Origin of the sequence: Actinoplanes sp. NPDC000266 (assembly GCF_042899005.1) — a bacterium.
Taxonomy (GTDB): domain Bacteria; phylum Actinomycetota; class Actinomycetes; order Mycobacteriales; family Micromonosporaceae; genus Actinoplanes.
The window spans coordinates 457,902-477,312 of sequence record NZ_JBIAZI010000007.1; the positions used below are offsets into that span (position 1 = coordinate 457,902).

At 70.0% G+C, this 19,411-nt stretch carries 19 protein-coding genes; 13 read left to right on the plus strand and 6 right to left on the minus strand.

Translation table 11 applies throughout. From position 1 onward, the window contains the following. Window positions 1-194: 194 nt before the first annotated feature. Entirely contained in the window at window positions 195-1,046 is an 852-nt protein-coding gene (locus tag ACFY36_RS29670) for a metallophosphoesterase family protein (protein WP_499749179.1), read from the minus strand. Between the two features lie 59 nt (window positions 1,047-1,105). On the opposite strand from ACFY36_RS29670, the gene ACFY36_RS29675 reads away from it, so the two are divergent. The 10 genes from ACFY36_RS29675 to ACFY36_RS29720 all read left to right on the plus strand — a co-directional run bounded on the left by ACFY36_RS29675 (window position 1,106) and on the right by ACFY36_RS29720 (window position 10,072). Next, window positions 1,106-1,786, plus strand: coding sequence for a VOC family protein (locus ACFY36_RS29675; protein ID WP_499749180.1), 681 nt, complete (start codon window positions 1,106-1,108; stop codon window positions 1,784-1,786). Between the two features lie 92 nt (window positions 1,787-1,878). Then, a complete protein-coding gene (locus tag ACFY36_RS29680) occupies window positions 1,879-2,868 on the plus strand; it encodes a LacI family DNA-binding transcriptional regulator (RefSeq protein ID WP_499749181.1) in 990 nt (329 codons plus the stop codon). Then, window positions 2,865-4,151 (plus strand): extracellular solute-binding protein, encoded by a 1,287-nt coding sequence (locus tag ACFY36_RS29685; protein WP_499749182.1) that lies wholly within the window; start codon window positions 2,865-2,867, stop codon window positions 4,149-4,151. Before ACFY36_RS29680 ends, ACFY36_RS29685 begins: the two co-directional genes overlap by 4 nt. Next, entirely contained in the window at window positions 4,151-5,032 is an 882-nt protein-coding gene (locus ACFY36_RS29690) for a carbohydrate ABC transporter permease (protein WP_499749183.1), read from the plus strand. Before ACFY36_RS29685 ends, ACFY36_RS29690 begins: the two co-directional genes overlap by 1 nt. Window position 5,033: 1 nt before the next feature. After that, a complete protein-coding gene (locus ACFY36_RS29695; protein WP_499749184.1) occupies window positions 5,034-5,852 on the plus strand; it encodes a carbohydrate ABC transporter permease in 819 nt (272 codons plus the stop codon). A gap of 9 nt (window positions 5,853-5,861) precedes the next feature. Then, window positions 5,862-6,998: a glycoside hydrolase family 130 protein gene (locus ACFY36_RS29700; RefSeq protein ID WP_499749185.1), complete on the plus strand. Its 1,137-nt coding sequence runs from the start codon at window positions 5,862-5,864 to the stop codon at window positions 6,996-6,998. Continuing rightward, window positions 6,916-8,790, plus strand: a complete 1,875-nt coding sequence (locus ACFY36_RS29705) for a hypothetical protein (protein ID WP_499749186.1) — start codon at window positions 6,916-6,918, stop codon at window positions 8,788-8,790. Before ACFY36_RS29700 ends, ACFY36_RS29705 begins: the two co-directional genes overlap by 83 nt. A gap of 29 nt (window positions 8,791-8,819) precedes the next feature. Continuing rightward, on the plus strand, window positions 8,820-9,251 hold the full coding sequence (locus ACFY36_RS29710; protein ID WP_499749187.1) for a hypothetical protein: 432 nt from the start codon (window positions 8,820-8,822) through the stop codon (window positions 9,249-9,251). After that, a complete protein-coding gene (locus ACFY36_RS29715) occupies window positions 9,242-9,496 on the plus strand; it encodes a hypothetical protein (RefSeq protein WP_499749188.1) in 255 nt (84 codons plus the stop codon). The genes ACFY36_RS29710 and ACFY36_RS29715 overlap by 10 nt, the downstream gene beginning before the upstream one ends. Before the next feature lie 393 nt (window positions 9,497-9,889). Further along, window positions 9,890-10,072 (plus strand): hypothetical protein, encoded by a 183-nt coding sequence (locus ACFY36_RS29720; RefSeq protein WP_499749189.1) that lies wholly within the window; start codon window positions 9,890-9,892, stop codon window positions 10,070-10,072. A 252-nt stretch (window positions 10,073-10,324) separates the two neighbouring features. On the opposite strand, the gene ACFY36_RS29725 is transcribed toward ACFY36_RS29720, so the two are convergent. Continuing rightward, window positions 10,325-10,465, minus strand: a complete 141-nt coding sequence (locus ACFY36_RS29725) for a hypothetical protein (protein ID WP_499749190.1) — start codon at window positions 10,463-10,465, stop codon at window positions 10,325-10,327. Window positions 10,466-10,486: 21 nt separating this feature from the next. On the opposite strand from ACFY36_RS29725, the gene ACFY36_RS29730 reads away from it, so the two are divergent. After that, complete coding sequence (locus ACFY36_RS29730) at window positions 10,487-10,639, plus strand: hypothetical protein (protein WP_499749191.1); 153 nt, start codon at window positions 10,487-10,489, stop codon at window positions 10,637-10,639. Between the two features lie 109 nt (window positions 10,640-10,748). Here ACFY36_RS29730 and ligD read toward each other — a convergent pair whose 3' ends face one another. The 3 genes from ligD to ACFY36_RS29745 are packed head-to-tail and all read right to left on the minus strand — an operon-like array spanning window position 10,749 to window position 15,257. Continuing rightward, a complete protein-coding gene (gene ligD / locus ACFY36_RS29735; RefSeq protein ID WP_499749192.1) occupies window positions 10,749-11,702 on the minus strand; it encodes a non-homologous end-joining DNA ligase in 954 nt (317 codons plus the stop codon). Window position 11,703: 1 nt separating this feature from the next. Continuing rightward, window positions 11,704-13,422: an acyl-CoA dehydrogenase gene (locus tag ACFY36_RS29740; RefSeq protein WP_499749329.1), complete on the minus strand. Its 1,719-nt coding sequence runs from the start codon at window positions 13,420-13,422 to the stop codon at window positions 11,704-11,706. Window positions 13,423-13,469: 47 nt separating this feature from the next. Continuing rightward, complete coding sequence (locus tag ACFY36_RS29745; RefSeq protein ID WP_499749193.1) at window positions 13,470-15,257, minus strand: diguanylate cyclase domain-containing protein; 1,788 nt, start codon at window positions 15,255-15,257, stop codon at window positions 13,470-13,472. Window positions 15,258-15,476: 219 nt separating this feature from the next. Here ACFY36_RS29745 and ACFY36_RS29750 point away from each other — a divergent pair, with 219 nt between their 5' ends. Then, a complete protein-coding gene (locus ACFY36_RS29750; protein WP_499749194.1) occupies window positions 15,477-17,171 on the plus strand; it encodes an alpha/beta hydrolase in 1,695 nt (564 codons plus the stop codon). On the opposite strand, the gene ACFY36_RS29755 is transcribed toward ACFY36_RS29750, so the two are convergent. Beyond that, window positions 17,168-17,710, minus strand: coding sequence for an antibiotic biosynthesis monooxygenase (locus tag ACFY36_RS29755; protein ID WP_499749195.1), 543 nt, complete (start codon window positions 17,708-17,710; stop codon window positions 17,168-17,170). The genes ACFY36_RS29750 and ACFY36_RS29755 overlap by 4 nt on opposite strands. Window positions 17,711-17,793: 83 nt before the next feature. Between ACFY36_RS29755 and ACFY36_RS29760 the strand changes: the two genes are divergently transcribed. After that, entirely contained in the window at window positions 17,794-18,837 is a 1,044-nt protein-coding gene (locus ACFY36_RS29760; protein WP_499749196.1) for an oxidoreductase, read from the plus strand. The last annotated feature ends 574 nt before the right edge of the window (window positions 18,838-19,411 follow it).

Sequence of the window (19,411 nt, forward strand, 5' to 3'; positions counted from 1 at the left end):
CGACCCGGCGTCCATCGACTCGATGTGGTCGTAGGTGCCGCCGCTCTCCGAGTAGAGCCGGCCGGCGTACACCTCCTTGCCGTTCGGCCCGTGAACGACGACCTCCCGAGCTTCACCTACGCCGAGCACCGCCGGATCCATGGCCTGACAATGATGCGCTCAGTCGCTCTCAACACCCTCGTCGCAACGGGCGGCTACGTGGACGGGCCGAGTTTGGCTATGACGGTGTCGAGTTCGTGGGCGTTGATCTCGTAGGCGGTCCGGCCCGCTTGTGGGTCTCGGGCGTGCATCGTGTGGAAGACCGGGGAATGAGGGCCGCCGAGGTCGATCAAGGAGGCCGAGGCTCCCTTGACCGCTCGTTCCGTGCCGGGGGTCGCGGTCAGGTCGACACGGCTTACCACTCCCGGTGTCACCCAGACCGGCACCGCCGCCAGCAAGCCGAACAGCTGCAGGTGGAAGTGCCCGCAGAGGATTGCCTGGACGTCGGAGCCGCTGATCGCGCCGGCCAGGTCCCGGCCGTTGCGCAGGCCCAGGGCGCTCTGCACGGCCACGCCGGGCACGACGATCGGCGGGTGGTGGAAGGCGAGGACGCTGCCGTTCGGGGACGGCTCGGCCAGGACGGTCCTCAGCCACGCCAGCTGGGCGGCGCTGATCTGCCCGTAGCCCTTGCCGGGGACCAGGGAGTCGAGGGTGATGACGCGATAGCCGGCGACCGTCGTCACGGCGGCGCGTTCGCCCTCGGGTGAGTCGAGCTGGTGGGACGGTGCGTCGTGGCCGCTGCCCAGTTCGGCGGTGAAGGCCCGACGGTCGTCGTGGTTGCCTGTGGTGAAGATGGCGGGGATGTGGCGTACGGCGGCGAAAGCACCTATCAGGTCGCGGGCGTCCACGTAGGCCTCGCGGGAGCCGTCGTCGGCTATGTCGCCGGTGACCACGACCGCGTCCAGGGACGGGACCTCGCCGCATTCACGCAGGATCCGGCGTAAGGAGTCGTGGGCGGGGCCGCCGGCCCGGGTCAGGTGGGTGTCGGACAGGTGCAGCAGGCGCATTCGGCGACGCTACGGGAAATTCGGGTGCGGGTGGGGGCGGTACGCGTCTATGAAAGGGCATGACGACTCGACTCTTCGCGATCTGCATCGAGGCTCGGCGGCCGCGGGAGCTGGCCTCCTTCTGGGCCGGGCTGCTGGGGTGGAAGGCGGCCGAGGACGATCCGCTTCTGCTTCTGCCCGAGGACGATCGTGGGATTCCGGTGTGGTTCGTGCCGACCGGCAAGGTCAAGGCCGGGCCGAACACCACGCACTTCGATCTGACCAGCGGGTCGGCCGAGGAGCAGCTGCGGACGGTGGAGAGGGCGCTCGCGCTCGGCGGGCGGCACGCCGACGTCGGGCAGAAGGGCGACGAGGGGCATGTCGTGCTGGCCGATCCGGAGGGCAACGAGTTCTGTGTGATCGAGCCGGGCAACAACTTCCTCGCGGGCTGCGGGGCGGTGGGTGCGGTCAACTGCGACGGGTCGCGGGAGGCCGGGCATTTCTGGAGTACGGCGCTGGGGTGGCCCCTGGTGTGGGATCAGGACGAGGAGACGGCGATCCAGTCGCCGGGCGGGGGTTCCAAGGTCACCTGGAGTGGGCCGCCGCTGACGCCGCGGTCGGGGAAAGACCTGTTCCTGGCGGTCGCGGTGGACGGTCCGGAGGATCTCGAGCGGCTGCGGGAAGCGGGCGCGTCGCGTGTGGATGACGCGACGATGGCCGATCCCGATGGGAGTGAATTTTCCGTGTTAACACGCCCGTAACACGGACAAAACGATTTCGTCTCCGTTTGCGCGGTCGTTCAAACCGGTTTAGGTTCGCGTTCAAACCGGTTTGAAGAGCCGACGGAGGTGGCATGACCAGGCCCACGATCCGTGACGTCGCGGCGGCGGCGGGAGTGTCCAAAGGCACCGTGTCGTTCGTCCTGAACGGACGGCCGGGTGTCGCCGAGGACACCAAGCGCCGCATCCTCGACGCCGCGCGGGAGCTCGGCTGGACGCCCAGCCATCAGGCCCGCGCGCTCTCCACGTCGCGAGCCTTCGCCGTCGGCCTGGTCCTGGCCCGCGAGCCCGAGCTGCTCGGGGCCGACCCGTTCTTCCCCGCCTTCATCGCCGGTGTCGAGCGCACCCTCTCCGATCGCGGGCAGGCCCTCGTGCTCCAGGTCGTGCCCGAGGACGAGGAGGAGGCCGGCTACCGGCGGCTGGCCGGCAGCAAGCGGGTGGACGGCGTCTTCGTGCTCGACCTGCGGGTCGGCGACACCCGGATCGCGCTGCTCGAGGAGCTGGGACTGCCGGCCGTCACCATCGCCCGGCCCGACGTGCCCAGCGCGTTTCCGGCCGTGCTGGTCGACGACCGGCCCGGCATCGTCGCCGCCGTCCGGCACCTTCAGGAGCTCGGCCACCGCCGCATCGCCCACGTGGGCGGACCGGCTCATTTCCTGCACGCGGAGATCCGCAGAAGAGCGTGGGCGGAAACGGGCGACGGGCCGTACATCGCCGCCGATTTCTCGGCGGCGGGCGGCGCGCAGGCCACCCGCGAACTGCTCGACAGTGACGAGCCGCCCACCGCGATCGTCTACGCCAACGACCTCATGGCCATCGCCGGCATGGCGGTGGCCCAGGAGCTGAACGTCGCCCTCTCGGTCACCGGATTCGACAACACCGAGCTCGCGGGATATGTGAGCCCGCCGCTCACCACGGTCCGCACCGACCCGTACCTCTGGGGCCGGAAAGCCGCGGAAGCCCTGCTCGGCCTCATCGAGGGCGAGCAGATCGACGACATCCCCGTCCCCCCGGCCCAACTCATCGTCAGAGCGTCCACCGCTCCGATAGGAGGCACCGCATGAAACGCTCCCTCCCGGCCCTACTGATGACCGCGACCCTGCTGGTGACAGCGGGATGCGACGGCAGCGGCGGCGGTGACGCCTCGCAGGCCAACGCCGCCACCGGGCCGATCACCGTGTGGCTCTCCAACAACCAGGAGGAGCTCGCCTGGGGCAAGGCCATGGTCGAGGCCTGGAACGGCCAGCACGCCGACCAGAAGGTCACCGCACAGGAGATCCCGGCCGGCAAGAGCTCGGAGGAGGTCATCGGCGCCGCCATCACGGCCGGCAACGCGCCGTGCCTGATCTTCAACACCGCCCCGGCCGCGGTGCCGCAGTTCCAGAAGCAGGGCGGCCTGGTCGCGCTCGACTCGTTCGACGGGGCCACGCAGTACATCGCCGACCGCACCGGGACCACCGCCGACCAGTACAAGTCGCCGGACGGCAAGTTCTACCAGCTGCCCTGGAAGTCCAACCCGGTGATGATCTTCTACAACAAGGACGTCTTCGCCAAGGCCGGCCTCGACCCCGAGAAGCCCGCACTCAGCACGTACGACGACGTCCTGGCCGCCGCCCGCAAGATCAAGTCTTCCAAGGCCGCGCAGTTCGCCATCTGGCCCGCGCCGACCAGCGAGTTCTTCCAGTCCTGGTTCGACTTCTATCCGATGTTCCTGGCCGAGACCGACGGCAAGCAGCTCGTGCAGGACAGCAAGGCCCAGTTCAACTCGCCCGAGGGCCAGAAGGTCGCCGGGTTCTGGAAGACCATGTACGACGAGGGGCTGGCCGGCAAGGAGCAGTACAACGGCGACTCGTTCGCCGACCAGAAGGCGGCCATGGCCATCGTCGGCCCGTGGGCCGTCGCGGTCTACGGCGACAAGGTGAAGTGGGGCTCGGTGCCGGTACCCACCTCGGCCGGCAAGCCGGCCGAGCAGATCAAGACGTTCAGCGACGCCAAGAACGTCGCCATGTACAGCGCCTGCCAGAACCGGGCCACCGCCTGGGAGCTGATGAAGTTCGCGACGAGCCAGGAGCAGGACGGCGCGCTGCTCGACAAGACCGGCCAGATGCCGCTGCGCAAGGACGTGGCGACCACCTATCCGGACTACTTCACCAAGAACCCGGCCTACAAGCAGTTCGCCGACCAGGCCGCCCGTACGGTCGAGGTGCCCAACGTGCCGAACAGCGTGGCCATCTGGCAGAGCTTCCGCGACGCGTACTCGGCCTCGGTGATCTTCGGTAAGGAGCCGGTGGACCAGGCCTTCAGCGGCGCCGCCGAGAAGGTCGATCAGCTCGCCAGCGGTTCCTGATGGCCACGGGCAAGATCCTCGGAAGGCATCCGGTCGGGATGATCCTGGCCGCACCGTACGCGGTCTACATCGCCGTCATCTTCGCCTATCCGTTCGGGTTCGCGGTGTGGATGAGCTTCCACGACTACTTCTTCGCCGCGCCCGGCGCGATCGTCGACCACCCGTTCGTCGGCCTGGACAACTACAAGGCGGTGCTGACCGATCCGGCGGTGCTGCGCAGCTTCCGCAACATCGGCGTCTTCCTGGTCATCAACGTGCCGCTCACGACCGGGCTGGCGCTGCTGCTGGCGGTGGCGCTGAACAAGGTGGTGCACGCGCGGACGTTCCTGCGGGTCGCGTTCTACGTCCCGTACGTGACGGCCAGCGTGGCCGTGGTCGGTGTATGGCTGTTCCTGTTCAACTCGGACGGCCTGGTCAACACGGTGCTCGGCCCGCTGGCGCCCGACCCGTCCTGGCTGATCAACGAATATCTCGCGATGCCGGTGATCGCTGTCTTCGTGACCTGGAAGCAGCTCGGCTTCTTCATCCTGCTCTACCTGGCCGCGTTGCAGAACGTGCCCAAGGAGCTCTACGAGTCGGCCTCGGTCGACGGCGCGTCGGCCTGGAACCGCTTCTGGTCGGTGACCGTGCCGGCGGTCCGCCCGGCCACCGCGCTCGTGGTGATCCTGTCGTTGATCACCGGGGCCAACCTGTTCACCGAGCCCTATCTGCTCACCGGCGGGGGCGGGCCGAACGGCGCCTCGGCCTCCCCGGTGCTGGTCATGTACCAGCGCGGATTGCAGCAGGGTGAGCCCGACTTCGCCGCCGCGATCGGGGTCCTGCTGGTCATCGGAGTGCTCATCGTGGCGTACATCAATCGGCGTCTGATCGAGAGGGACTGACATGAGGCGGTTGCGCTACGTCGTGTTGTTCCTCGGCGCTCTGGCGTTCCTGTTCCCGTTCTATTACATGCTCATCGGCTCGTTGCAGTCGTCGCCGGACACGTCGGTGAAGGGCGCCTTCCCGACCTCCGGACTGACGCTCGACAACTACAAGGACATCAATTCACGGGTCGATCTGGTCGGCTCCCTCATCAATTCCGGCATCTTCACCGGCGGCGTGCTGCTGGGCACTGTCGTCTTCGGCGTGCTGGCCGGATATGCGCTGGCCCGCCTCCGTTTCCGCGGCCGGGGAACGCTCTTCGTGCTGGTCCTGCTGGTGCAGGTCATCCCGTTCCAGCTGCTGCTGATCCCGCTCTACGTGCTCATCGTGCGGGGTTACGGGCTGGCCGACTCGTACCTCGGAATGATTCTGCCGTTCGCCATCAACACGACGGCGGTCTTCATCTTCCGGCAGTTCTTCCTCCAGCTTCCGGACGACCTGTTCGCCGCGGCCCGGCTCGACGGCGCCGGCGAATTGCGCGTTCTCTGGTCGGTCGCGCTGCCGCTGGTGCGGCCGGCGCTGCTCACCGCCGTCCTGCTCACTTTCATCGGCCCCTGGAACGAATTCCTCTGGCCGTTCCTGGTGACCAAACAGGCGGACATGCAGCCGCTCGCGGTCTCGCTGGCCAACTACATCAGCAACGTCTCGGCCCGGGCGGCCAACCCGTTCGGCGCGATCCTGGCCGGCGCGTGCGTGCTGGCCGCGCCCGCGGTGGGCCTGTTCATCGCGTTCCAGCGGCACTTCGTGTCCACCGATCTCGGCTCCGGCGTGAAAGGTTGAAACCCTGACATGACGTACTCCCTGACCCGGCTCGGTGTGATCATGGCGCCCGACAAGGGCGACACCCTCGAGGCGGAAGGCGTCCTCAACCCGGCGAGCGGCTGGGGCCCGGACGGAAAGCTCTACCTGCTGCCGCGCATGGTCGCGCCCGGCAACGTGTCGCGGGTCGGCCTGGCCGAGGTCGAGATCCGCGACGGCGTGCCGGCCGGCGTGCGCCGCGAGGGCGTGGTCCTGGCCCCGGACGAGGGCTGGGAACGCGGCAAGAACAACGCGGGGGTCGAGGATCCGCGCACCACGTGGGTTCCGAGCCTCGGAAAACACCTGATGACGTACGTCGCGTACGGCCCACTCGGCCCCAAACTCGCGCTCGCCGTCTCGACCGACCTGCGGAAGTGGGAACGTCTCGGGCCGGTCCAGTTCACGTACCAGAAAGACCTGGACACCGACCTCAACCTCTTCCCCAACAAAGACGCGGTGTTCTTCCCCGAGCCCGTGCCGGGACCGGACGGCCGGCTCAGCTACGCGATGCTGCACCGTCCGATGTGGGATCTCGGCTGGTTCCGCCCGGGCGAGGGGGTGCACCTGCCGGCCGGCGTGTCGGACGAAAGGGCCGGCATCTGGATCTCGTACGTCCCGGCCGATCTCGCGCACGACGACATCACGGCGCTGGTCCGGCCGCGGAACCACCGCTGCGTGGCACTGCCCGAATATCCGTACGAGGCCCTGAAGATCGGAGCCGGCCCGCCCCCGCTGCGCGTGCCCGAGGGCTGGCTGCTGATCCACCACGGCGTCACCGGTTACATCCCGCCCGGTTTCGACCCCACCAACCAGAGGGTCACGTACGCGGCGGGGGCGATGATCCTCGACCCGGCCGACCCGGGCCGCGTGCTCAGCCGTACCCCCGAACCGATCTTCGTTCCGGAGACGGCGGACGAGCAGTCCGGAACCGTACCCAACGTCGTCTTCCCCACCGCCATCGAGCAGGTCGACGGCGTCCACTACGTCTTCTACGGCATGGCGGACAGCAAGATCGGCGTCGCTCGGCTGACCAGAGGAGCACACGATGAAGCGCAGAACCGTGTTGTCGGCCAGCGGCGCCGCCCTGGCGGCACCGCTGCTGAAGTCGGCACCGGCCCGGCTCACTAACCTCGCCCACCTTGATTTTCTGCGCGACCGCGTCACCCCGCCGGGGCAGACTTCGAAGATCGGAGTTCTCTGGACGTACGCCGAACCGAACGCCGACGGAAGCTATCGGCGGATCGGTGGTGGCGCCTACGACGCGGCGACCAACACTTATGGGCAGGGCGCGTTCAATTCGGACGACATGGCGCGGGCCGTGGTCGTCTACGTGCGGCACTTCCGGCAGACCGGAAGTGCCACGAGCAAGGCGGCGGCGTACGAGTTGTTGCGCGGCCTGGCGTACATGCAGAACACCACGTCCGGGAATTTCGTGCTCTGGATGCAGCCGGACGGGACGCTGAACCGGAGCGCCGAGCCGCCCGAGCTGCCCGACCCCTCCGACAGCGGGCCGTCGTACTGGCTGGCCCGCGCGGTGTGGGCGCTCGGTGAGGCGTACGCCGCCTTCAAAGATCCTTTTCATCGCGAGCGGCTCGATCTGGCCATCGGGGCACTTCACCGTCAAGTTCTTCGGCGGTACGGCCAATGGCAGCTCATCGACGGCAAGCGCGTGCCGGCCTGGCTCGTCGTGGACGGCGCCGACGCGACCGCCGAGGCGATGCTGGGCCTGGCTCACGCACCCGGCCCGACGGCGCGGCGCATGCTGCGGCAGTTCGCCGAGGGGATCGCGGCCCTGGGCGGCGGCGACGCACGGTCGTGGCCGTTCGGCGCCATGCTCCCCTGGGCCCTCTCCCGCTCCGACTGGCACGCGTGGGCGTCGCAGATGCCGGCCGCGCTGGCCCGGGCCGGTCAGGTCCTGGGCGACCGTGATCTGCTGAAGCCGGCGGTGACCGACTCCGCGGTGTTCACGCCGTGGCTGCTGACGTCGGGCGGCCCCGACAACGGCCGGCTGCCGGCCCGGATCGATCGCAACCAGATCGCGTACGGGGTCGACTCCCGCCTGCAATCACTGCTGGCGGTGGCCGAGGCGACCGGGCGGGCCGGCTTCCGCCGCCTGGCCGGCATCGTGGCCGCGTGGTACTTCGGCGCCAACGCGTCCGGAATGCCGGCGTACGACCCGGCGACCGGCCGGACCGTGGACGGCATCGCCGGCGACGGCACGGTCAACCGCAACGCCGGCGCCGAATCGACCATTCATGGGCTGTTGAGCATGCTCGCTCTGGACGCCCATCCCGACGTGGCCGGGTTGGCTGGCCAGGGCCACGTCGTGGAGCGGGTGGGGTCGACCACGGTGGAGGCCGAGCTCGCGACATTGAGCGGCGGCGCCACCGTGGTCACTCCGGAATCGCCGTGGACGGGCGAGTCGCAGTACAGCAACGGCAGTTACGTCCGCCTGCCGTCCGGAGCGTCGCTGCGCTGGCGGTTGCCGGCGGCCACCCAGCCCCAGCTGGTGCTGCCGATCGCCGACCTGCGCCCGGGAAGCGAGGCGGTCACCCGCTGGTCGACCGGTGGCGTCCTCCGGCACGGAGCTGTAGGTCCACAGGGCGCCTCACCGGCGCCGGGGGCGTTGCTTCCGGTCGCGGTGGGCGAGCTTCCAGCCGGCCGTACGGAGTTGACGGCCACCGCCTCCGGCGGGGAAGCCCTGGTCGACGCGGTCATGCTGGAGCCACTGGTGTCCCGCTACGCGATAGGCGGCGGCGGCCGAACGACGACGTTGTTGCGCAGCGCCGCCCGCACCGCGCAAACCGTGGCGGTGACGGGAACCGCCGAGACGTACGACGCCATGGGCGTGCTGCGGTCCCGCACCACCGGGTCGAGGGCGACCGTCCTACCCGGCGGCTTCACGATGGTCCAGCGTTGAACCGATGACCTTCTGGAACCGGCTACATCGTGTTCTACCTGGCCATCGGGCAGCTGATCGGCCTGCTGGCCGGCGACCGCATCGCGGACGACCTCCTCGCCGACCCGGCAAGCATCTTCCTCGCGCTCGTGCTGCCGATCGGAATCGGCGCGATCGCCCTGCTCGTCTTCACATGGCGGGTCGGATGGCTCGGGACCATCTTCGGGCCGCAGCCGATCCGCGGGCGAGGATGGATGTGGATCGCGCCCGTGCTGATCGCCGCCGCGATCATCGGTCACGCCGGGGGCGTGGACTGGGGCCGCTGGTCCGCCGCGCAGATCGCGCTGCTCGCCCTGCTGGGCTTGTGCATCGGCCTCGCCGAGGAACTGGCCACCCGCGGCCTGGCCGTGAAGATGCTGCGCGACGCCGGCCACGGCGAACGGTTTGCTTCGGCCTGTGCATGTACTTGTCGATGCGGGTGACCGGCACTTTCTGGGCGGCGGTCATCCTGCACGGCCTGACCGACCCGACCACGTTCCTGTCCACCGGCGGCATCGACCAGACCGTCGGCACCGAGGGCGCCACCGGCTGGTCGTTGCTCGCTTCCTTCGCCACAATCGCATTCGTGATCTTCGCTGTGATCGCCGCCTTCTTCATCCGGGGCCGAGTCGTCGCAGACGAGGTCACAGCTTCCGGGCCACACCACACAAAACATCGAGCTTCTTGACATCGCCAGCCTCGCCCTGCTCGACACCCGCACTGTGGATGGCCGGACCATCCCGCCGGCTTCGTCGTCGGTGACGTGTACGCGCAGCCCGGACATGATCAGTGCGACAGGATCATCGGGTCGAAGTCAGGACATGTTCGGTGCAGCTCGTCGACGGAGAGGCACACACGCCGTGAGGGGATTCCGGGGTCCCCGACGCCCGCCCGGCCTGCGACTCTCCGCACCGCATACGGCATGAATGCCGCGACGGCCCGCCCCGGCAGTTGGACCCGATCCACCCCTCTAGGTATACCTAGGCCGCACTGACCAGCGAAGATACGCAACCGCGCCCGATGTGGCGGCGCTCCGGCCGGCCGAGACTCGAAGCATCACCGGCCGACAAGGAGACAAGCCATGCTGATCCACCCCGACCTCATGCTGACCCTGGCCCACGAACACCACCGCGAACTGATCGCCGAAACCGACCGCCGCCGCCTGCTCACCTCGGCCCGCCTGGCGCGCGCCGCCCGCAAAGCAAGCAAAAAGCGCGCGGTCCGCGGACAGCCCGCCACCACCCTCACCACTCGGCGGGCCTGACGGGGGTCACGGCTCGCGCACCACCCGCAGACGGCGGCGAAGCAGTCGGCGCCGTCTGCGGGCGCTCGCCATCTCGCCGGTGCACCCGGCGGGCTGTTGAAAGCCCTCAACGGCCGCGGTCGTCCCCGCCGCATGGAGGCGGCGGCGAGATAGCCGAACGTGTCGGCCACATCCTCGTCGCCGGGCAGCATGGGCATGGCCGAGAGCCACGCTCCGAGCTTCCGGCGATTACCCGCGCCCCAGTCGCGGACCTCAGCCCATTTGGACCAGCTCGGCATGGGTGACGAAAGTGAGCACGGGCTGGGTGTCGATCAGCCTGGTCGCCAGAGTGGGCGGCAAGCGCTTCTTGATGATCAGTGATGCCACGTCGGTGTCGAGGACGACTGGGCGCATCGGCGGTCAGGCCATGTCGCGGTGACGCTCGGCCTGGGTGAACTGCAGGAAGTCGTCGAATTCCTCGTCGGACTCGAAGATGTCGGCGGCCATCGCGTCGGGATGACTGTGAAGGGAGGGCGGACGCCCTCGGTCAGTTCGGCGGCTGCCTCCAAGGCCATCACCGCGCGCTGAGGCGGCCGCGTACGCCGGCCAGGAAGTGGCCGTCCTCGGTTCGCGCGTAGCCGCCCGCTGTCAGGCAGGCGCGGACGGCGGCTGTGAAGACGGTCGCCGGCGATGCGGGTCATGGCGGGTCGGCGGGGCCGGCGAGGCCCGCTTTCTCGTCTCGGTCGGCCCACTCCAGCAACGGTGACAGAGAGAAGTGCTCGTCGTCGATGGTGGCGTGCAGGTCGCCCAGGCGGGCGAAGCGGGCCGGCACGGTCTGGATGGTGAAGTCGTCCGGTTCCACGTCGGCGATCTCGTCCCAGGTGATCGGGGTGGAGACGGTGCCTTTCTGGTTGCCGCGGACCGAGTACGCGCTCGCGATCGTGTGGTCGCGGGCGTTCTGGTTGTAGTCGACGAACAGGGCGGCCGGGTCCCTGTCCTTGCGCCACCACGTCGTCGTCACGTCGTCGGGGGCCCGGCGCTCCACCTCGCGGGCGAAGGCCAGGGCGGCCCGGCGCACGTCACCGAAACCCCAGTCGGGGCGGATGCGGACGTACACGTGCAGGCCCCGGCCGCCCGACGTCTTGGGATAGCCGGTGATGCCCAGGTCGTCCAGGACCGAGCGGGCCACGCCGGCGACGCGGCGGACCCGGTCGAACGGGCAGTCGGGCATCGGGTCGAGGTCGATGCGCCACTCGTCGGGCTGTTCGGTGTCGGCCCGGCGTGAGTTCCACGGGTGGAACTCGACAGTGGACATCTGCACGGCCCAGATGACGTCGGCCAGCTTTGTCACGCACAGCTCGTCGGCGTGCCGGTTGTAGCGGGGGAACTTCACCCGGACCGTCTCCAGCCAGGGCGGGGCGCCGTTCGGCACCCGCTTCTGGTGGACCTTCTCGCCGGCCAGGCCGTCGGGGAAGCGGTGCAGCATGCACGGGCGCTCGCGCAGCGCCCGCACGATGCCGTCGCCCACCGACAGGTAGTAGTCGACGAGGTCGCGCTTCGTCAGATTCAACGCGGGGAAGTAGACGCGGTCGGGGTTGGAGACGCGCACCGAGAGATCGCCCACCTCGACCTGGATCGCCGGGGACGCCATGTCAGCCCAGCCAGGTGGGGTCGAGGTCGGCCAGGAGCGTGTCGCGGGAGTCGAGCAGGTCGAGCATCGGCCCGATCTTCGGCAGCTCGTGGGTGATGAAGTAGCGGGCCGCGAGCCGCTTTCCGTCGTAGAACGCGCCCGTTTTGTCCCCGGCGGCGTTGAGCTGCGACAGCCAGATCCAGGCGATCACGAGGTGGCCGACGGCGTCGAGATAGGCCGTGGCGTTGGCCATCGCGACCGTGGGGTTGCCGTCCTTCCACAGGCGCGCGGTGGCGGAAGAGACGCGATCGCAGGCGGCGAGGACCTCCGCGCCGAGAGGTGAAGCGGAGGCGGTTGTCCGAATCGTCGCCAGGAGCAGCGAAAGCCCGGCCCCACCCTTCATCACGGCCTTACGGCCGAGCAGGTCGAGCGCCTGGATCCCGTCGGTGCCCTCGTGGATCGAGTTGAGCCGGTTGTCCCGATAGAACTGCTCCACCGGATATTCGCGCGTGTAGCCGTACCCGCCGTGGATCTGAATGGCGTGGTCGTTCGCCACCCGGCACCACTGCGACGGCCACGCCTTCACGATCGGCGTCAGCACGTCCAGGAGCAGGTCGTTCTCCGGCGACGGCTCGTCCAGCAGCTTCGCCGCGTAGAGGATCAACCCCAGACCCCCTTCGACGTACGCCTTGGAGGCGAGCAGCATGCGGCGTACGTCCGGATGGTCGATGATCGGCACGGGCGGCGCCGCCGGGTCCTTGGCCGCGACCGGCCGGCCCTGGAGGCGCTCGCGCGCGTAGTCGAGCGCGTGCAGATATCCGGTGTATCCGAGGGCCACCGCGCCCGCCCCGACGCCGATCCGGGCCTCGTTCATCATGTGGAACATGTAGGTCAGGCCCTTGCCCTCCTCGCCGACCAGATATCCGGTCGCGTCGTCGAAGGAGAGCACCGCGTTGGTCGTGCCCCGCCAGCCCATCTTGTGGTTGAGCCCGGACAGCGCGACGCCGTTGCGCTCGCCGACCGTGCCGTCCTCGGCCACGTGGTGCTTGGGCACGATGAACAGCGACAGGCTCTTCACCCCGGGCGGCGCCCCGGCGACCCGGGCCAGCACGAGGTGCACGATCGTCTCGCTCAGCTCGTGGTCACCGCCCGAGATCCACATCTTGCTGCCGCTGATCCTGTACGACCCGTCGTCGCCCGGGACCGCGCGAGTGAGCACGTCGCTGAGCGACGAGCCGGCCTGCGGCTCGGACAGGCACATGGTCCCGGTGAACCGGCCCTCGACCATCGGCTGCACGAACCGGGCGACCTGCGAGGGGCTGCCGTAGGTGGTCAGCAGGTGGGCGTTGGCCATGGTCAGCAGCGGGTACGACGAGGTGGCGATGTTCGCCGCCTGGAACCACAGGAAGCAGGCGCGCGCCACCACGGCCGGCAGCTGGAGCCCGCCCAGCTCGGCGTCCATCGTGCCGGAGATCAGGCCGGTCTCGTTGAAGACCTTCAGCGCGGCTCCGACCTCCGGGTGCACCTGGACCCGTACACCATCGAAGGTCGGCTCCTCCAGGTCGTTGCGGCGGTTGTGCGGGGCGAAGTCGCGCTCGGCGATCTGGGCCGACACGTCGAGGAAGGCGTCGAACGTCTCGCGGGAGTGCTCGGCGAAGCGGTCCCGTTTGGTGAGCGTCTCGACGTCGAGCCACTCGTACAGGAGGAAGTCGAGATCACGACGCGAGAGGATCCTGGACACCACCGGCACCACCTTCGATCGGGAAGTTGCACACAGTGTGCCGCTTTTCAGTCCTCCCTGCGGTGCCTGCCCCCGGGACCGCGTCGATCCCGGCCGGATTTCTTCACCGTGTACATGGCGTGGTCGGCCGCGCGCAGGGCCTCGTCCGGATCGCCCGCGCTGGGTGCGAGATGCACGCCGACACTCGCGCCGATCCGTACGTCAATGCCGTCGATCTTGAATGGCTCCTCGATCGCGGACCGGATCCGGTCGCACGCGGCGCCGGTGTCGGCGTCGCCCACGACGCCCGGCATGAGCACCACGAACTCGTCGCCGCCGACCCGGGCCAGCACGTCGCCCTCGCGCACGCAGCCGGTCAGCCGCCGCGCGACCTGCCGCAGCAGCTCGTCGCCGGCCTCGTGCCCGTGCGCGTCGTTGACCGGCTTGAACCCGTCCAGGTCGACGAAGAGCACCCCGACCGGCTGGTCGCGCAGCGAGGCGCCGAGCGCGTCCTGCATGCGCCGCCGGTTGGGCAGGCCGGTCAGCGCGTCGTGCTGCGCCTCGTGGGCGAGCCGCTCCTGGAAGGCGCGGTTCTCCGAGATGTCCCGCGCGTTGATCACGATGCCGTGCAGGGCCGGGTTGTGCATCTGGTTGGAGGCGGTGAACTCGAACCAGCGGTACTCGCCCTTGGCCGAGCTCGAGCGGCACTGCAGGCGCAGCACCGCGTCGCGGCGGCTCAGCAGCAGGGCGAACTGCTCGCGCATGTACTCGCGGTCGTCGGGGTGGACGATGGCGAAGACGCTGCTGCCGACCAGCTGGCCCTGCTCGAAGCCGAGGATGGCCTTGGCGCTCGGGCTGGAATATTCGATGTTGCCGTGCACGTCGAGCACCGACACCAGGTCGGGCGCGTGCTGGAACAGGGCCTGGAAGCGCTGGTCGGCCTGGCGGCGCTGCTTGATCGTGCGATAGCCGAGGGCGGCGATGGCCAGCACGCCGATCAGCAGCATGGCCAGCAGGGTCAGGTTCAGCGTCTGGCTCTTGGAGTGCACCGCGCCGTCGAACGACGCCTGGCTCTGCGTCCGCACGTAGGCCCAGCCGCCGGGCAGGCCGCCGACCACGATGGCGATCATCGCGGTGCCGTCGACGTCGGTGTACTCGACGAACTCGGTGCCGGGGTCGTCGGCGAGCGCGCTGCGGATCGCCGGATCGACCTTGTGGCCGAGGTCGGTGGGGTCGCTGGTGGCGGCGATCGTGCCGGCGCTGTCGATGATCGTGGTGAGGTGGGCCTTGCTGCCCAGCGAGACCGTGTACTGCTGCAACGGGGTCTTGGCGACGTCGTTCAGGCCGACCAGCAGGGCCACGGCGCTGCCGCCGACCCGGACCGGGACGGCGACGGCCTCGAGATAGGTGGCGTCGACCGACATGATCGACGAGACGCCGTACGTCTGGCCCGAGGCCAGCATGGTCAGCATCGGCTTCCAGCCGGCGTCGGTGGCGGCCGGCACCCCGGAGTCGCGGGAACTGGTCAGCACGTTGCCCTTGAGATCGAGGACCAGGGTGCCGTACGCGAAGTAGGTGCTCTTGGAGGCCAGCAGCCGCAGCGCCGTCCGGTCGGCGGCGCTGTTCTTCCCCAGATGCAGCGAGTTCTCGGTCAGGAACTTGCCGAGCTCGCCCGCCGACAACGCCTGCATGGCGCCGACGAGGGTCTTGTTGTTCACGCCGAGCGCGCGTGAGTCAGCCCGGTGCACCTCGTCGGCCGCGCGCAGCGCCGAGCGGTTGACCAGGATGCCGATCGTGCCCGCGCCGGCCAGCAGGACGACGCTGATCACGACCGCGATCCAGGTGCGCAATCGCATGAATGTTGACCCTCCTCTGCGCTAGCCATCGGCAGCGCCCGGCGGGACTGAAAGCAATTGCCGGCCCGGTTTGTCGAAGTTCCCGCGTCGAGCACGAAGGGACGACAGCGGGCGAGCCCCCAGGTACCGCCGCCGAAATCGATCTACCCCGGGTAAAGGTGCTTGCGGTACGGCACCAAAGGGGAAGATCCTGCGTTTGAGGCGGATTGGGGGCGATCCATGCGCAGGCTCGTGCTCGCGTCGCCCCGACCATGGATACCCACCCAGCGCGGCCGTGTCATCGCCGCCGCCCCGCCCCGCCGCCGGGTCGTCAGCTGCGGGCTCAGCGTCACCGGTTTCGGGCTGTGCGCCGTCTTCTACTGCCTCTCCTACACGCCGTCGCTGCTCCCGCGCACCTGGTCGCTGCAGGGCGTGGTGGCCGGCCTGACCGCGGCCATCGGATATGCGCTGGGCACGTCGATCGGCGCGCTCGTGCGGTGGCGGTGGTGGCCGTCGCGGCGGGCGGAACGGATCGCCTGGCGGGTGCTCTTCCTGCTCGTACCCCCGCTGATCCTGCTGTTCCTCTGGCTCGGCACCCGCTGGCAGCGCGAGCTCCGCCTGCGCCTCGGCATGCCACCCCAGCAGGAGTACGACCTGATGCGCACCGTCGGGATCAGCCTGCTCACCTTCGGGCTGCTCCTGCTGCTGGCCCGCTGCCTGCGGCTGGCCGCGCACGGCCTGGCCCGGCTGTTCGGGCGGCTCGTGCCGGAGTCGGCCGCCTACTGCGCCGGCTTCGTGGTGGTGACCCTGCTCAGCTACACCGCGTTCGACGGGCTGCTGGTCAGCAACCTCTACACCACCGCCGACCGTTCGGCCGCGGTCACCGACAGCGGCACCGGGCGCGGCGTCGAACGGCAGATGTCCCCGCTGCGCTCGGGCAGCCCGGCGTCGCTGGTGTCGTGGGAGTCGCTGGGCCGGCAGGGCCGCAACTTCGTGGCCAAGGCGCCCAGCCACGACCAGCTCGAGGCCTTCGCGAGGCGGCCGGTCGAGGATCCGATCAGGTTGTACGCCGGGTTGTCGTCGGCCGGCTCGGTGAGCGAGCGCGCCGGCCTGATCGTCCGGGAGATGGACCGCACCGGCGCCTTCGGCCGCGCGGTGATCGCGGTCTTCACGCCGACCGGTACGGGCTGGGTCGACAACGACGTGCCGAGCTCGCTCGAATACATGTACGCGGGCGACACCGCGCTCGTCTCGATGCAGTACTCGTACCTGCCGAGCGTGATCTCGTTCGCCGCCGACCGCTCGAAGGTCGTGGAGGCGTCGTCGGCCCTGATCACCGCGGTGCGGACCCGGTGGCAGGCGATGCCCGAGGGCAGCCGGCCCAAGCTGCTGATCTTCGGGGAGAGCCTGGGGACGTACGGGACGGAAAAGACCTTCGGCAGTGCCTCGGCCATGGTCGCCGGGGCCGACGGGATCCTGCTGGAGGGACCGACCTTCGCCAACCCGATCCACCGATCGCTGACAGCCGGGCGCTCGCCGGGAACGCCGGTGTGGGATCCGTCGTACGCTCATCTGCCGGTCGAGTTCTCGTCGCGGGCCGAGGAGCTGCGCGAGCTGGCCGGGCCGCAGCCCAAGGTCGTCTACATGCAGAACTCGTCGGATCCGGTCGTCTGGTGGAGCCCGAGCCTGTTCTGGAAGAAGCCGCAGTGGCTGACCGGGACGCGCGGGCCGGACGTCACCCCGGCGATGCAGTGGTATCCGGTGGTCACCTTCTGGCAGACGACGGTCGACGCCATCTTCGCCAACAAGGTGCCGACCGGGCACGGACACGTGTACAAGTCCGGAGCGGTCGACGGGTGGGCCGCGCTGGCCCCGCCGCCGGGCTGGACCGTGGGCGACACCGTGCGGCTGCGGGCGCTGTTCGACTCCGACTAGCGCTTCAGCCAGGGTTGCAACAGGCGTGTGACCCGCGGCAACACCAGATAAGTCATGATCGGGGTCAGGACCAGGGTGCTGATCAGCGTCCGCACCACCGCGTGCAGATCCACGATCAAGTGATTGAGGGTGTACGCCGCCAGGAGGCTCACCGGGAAGAAGCCGAGCCAGATAGTGACGGCCTGCTTCCACCGCGCCGGGGCTTTCTGGACGTTCTCGACATTCCGGTCTTGCGGCGGGTCGAACCAGCCTTCGATGCCGGTGCGGCGCTCGACGCGGGTGTGCTCGACGAAGCCCTCGGCCGACGACAGCCACCAGCGCCGCTGCGGCGACTCCTCCCAGTTGCGCAGCGCGTCGGCGTCGGCGAACCGGTAGAGCATGTGCCATTCGCTCGACGCCTGGTCGGGCCGCACCCACCCGGTGCCGAGGAAGCCCGGGAAGTCCTCGGCCAGGGTGGTGCCGGCGTTCACCCAGGCGATCATCTCCGCCGTACGCGACGGGTCGGCGCGGCGCGTGATCGCGACGGTGACAGTCTCCATGTCCCACATTGTGGTATGCCAGGGTTTCGAACGGGGTGCGCTCCCGGTTTCCGTGCCGTGGCACACACGGTAAGTTCCGCGCCATGACCTTGAAGCGAAAGTTGTCGATGGTCCTGGCGGCGTCGACGGCATTGGTGGCCGTCGTGCCGGCCACGGCCGCGTCCGCCGGCTACTCGCCCGCCTGGCGCCTCACCGACACCGGCTCGACCGCCCAGTTCCGCGGCCTCGCCCCGGTCAGCTCCCGCGTCGCCTGGGTCGCCGGCTCGGCCGGCACGGTCCTGCGCACGGTCGACGGCGGCCGCAGCTGGGCCGACGTGAGCCCCGCCGGAGCCTCCGACCTGCTGTTCCGCGACATCGAGGCGTTCGACTCACGCACCGCGGTCGCCCTGTCCATCGGCGAGGGCGAGGCGTCCCGGGTGTACGCCACCACGGACGGCGGCCGTTCCTGGCGCGAGACGTTCCGCAACGACGACCCGGCCGCCTTCTACGACTGCATGACATTCCTCGACCGCAAGCACGGCCTGGCCCTGTCCGACCCGGTCGGCGGCAAGTTCCGCATCCTGGCCACGGCCGACGGCGGCCGCACGTGGAAGGTCCGCCCGACCACCGGCATGCCGCCCGCTCTGACAGGAGAGTTCGCCTTCGCGGCCAGCGGCACCTGCCTGGTGTCGGCGGCGGGCAAGGCGTACTTCGCGACGGGCGGAGGCGCCACGGCCCGAGTCTTCACCTCCCGCGACGGCGGCCGCTCCTGGTCGGTCACGGACACGCCGGTCCCGAGCGGCCCGACGGCCGGCATCTACAGCCTGGCGGTACGCCCGTCGGGCGAGGCGATCGCGGTGGGCGGCGACTACAGCGCCCCGACGGCGGCCCCCGACGGCGCGGCGTACCTGCACGGCCGAACCTGGAAGATCGCCCGAACGGTCCCGGGCGAATACCGCTCCGGCTCAGCTTGGGCGTCCCGCAGCGTGGCGTTGGCGGTAGGCCCGACCGGCAGCGACTATTCACGAGACGCGGGCCGCACATGGACCCGCTTCGACACAGGCAACTTCGACGCGGTCGAGTGCACCCACGACGGCTCATGCTGGGCATCGGGCCCCACAGGCCGGGTAGCCAAACTGACCCGCTGACCGAGTCCGGGAGGCCGGGCCGCCACAAGCGCCCCGGCCTCCACGGCGCCGTGCGCGTTCACCACCCACCACACGAGCCCTTCCGCCGAGCTCGCCCGCGGCGCCCTCCGGCGGCGCCCACTCGCGAAGCCCGCCTGAGCGACGCCGGCCCGCAGACCACCCGCGGCGCGCACCCGTTGAACCACTCGCGCCGCGCACTCGCGCCGCCGGTCCGCGCCGCCGGTCCGCGCCGCTGGTCCGCGCCGCTGGTCCGCGCCGCTGGTCCGCGCCGCTGGTCCGCGCCGCTGGTCCGCGCCGCTGGTCCGCAGAACCGGTCTGCGCCTCCGGTCCGCAGAGCCCACCCGCGCACCCGCGCCGCCGGGTCCGCAGAGCCCACCCGCGCACCCACGCCGCCGGTCCGCAGAGCCCACCCGCGCACCCGCGCCGCCGGTCCGCAGGCCCACCCGCGCACCCGCGCCGCCGGGTCCGCAGAGCCGGCCCGCAGAGCCGGCCCGCAGAGCCGGCCCGCAGAGCCGGCCCGCAGAGCCGGCCCGCAGAGCCGGCCCGCAGAGCCGGCCCGCAGAGCCGGCCCGCT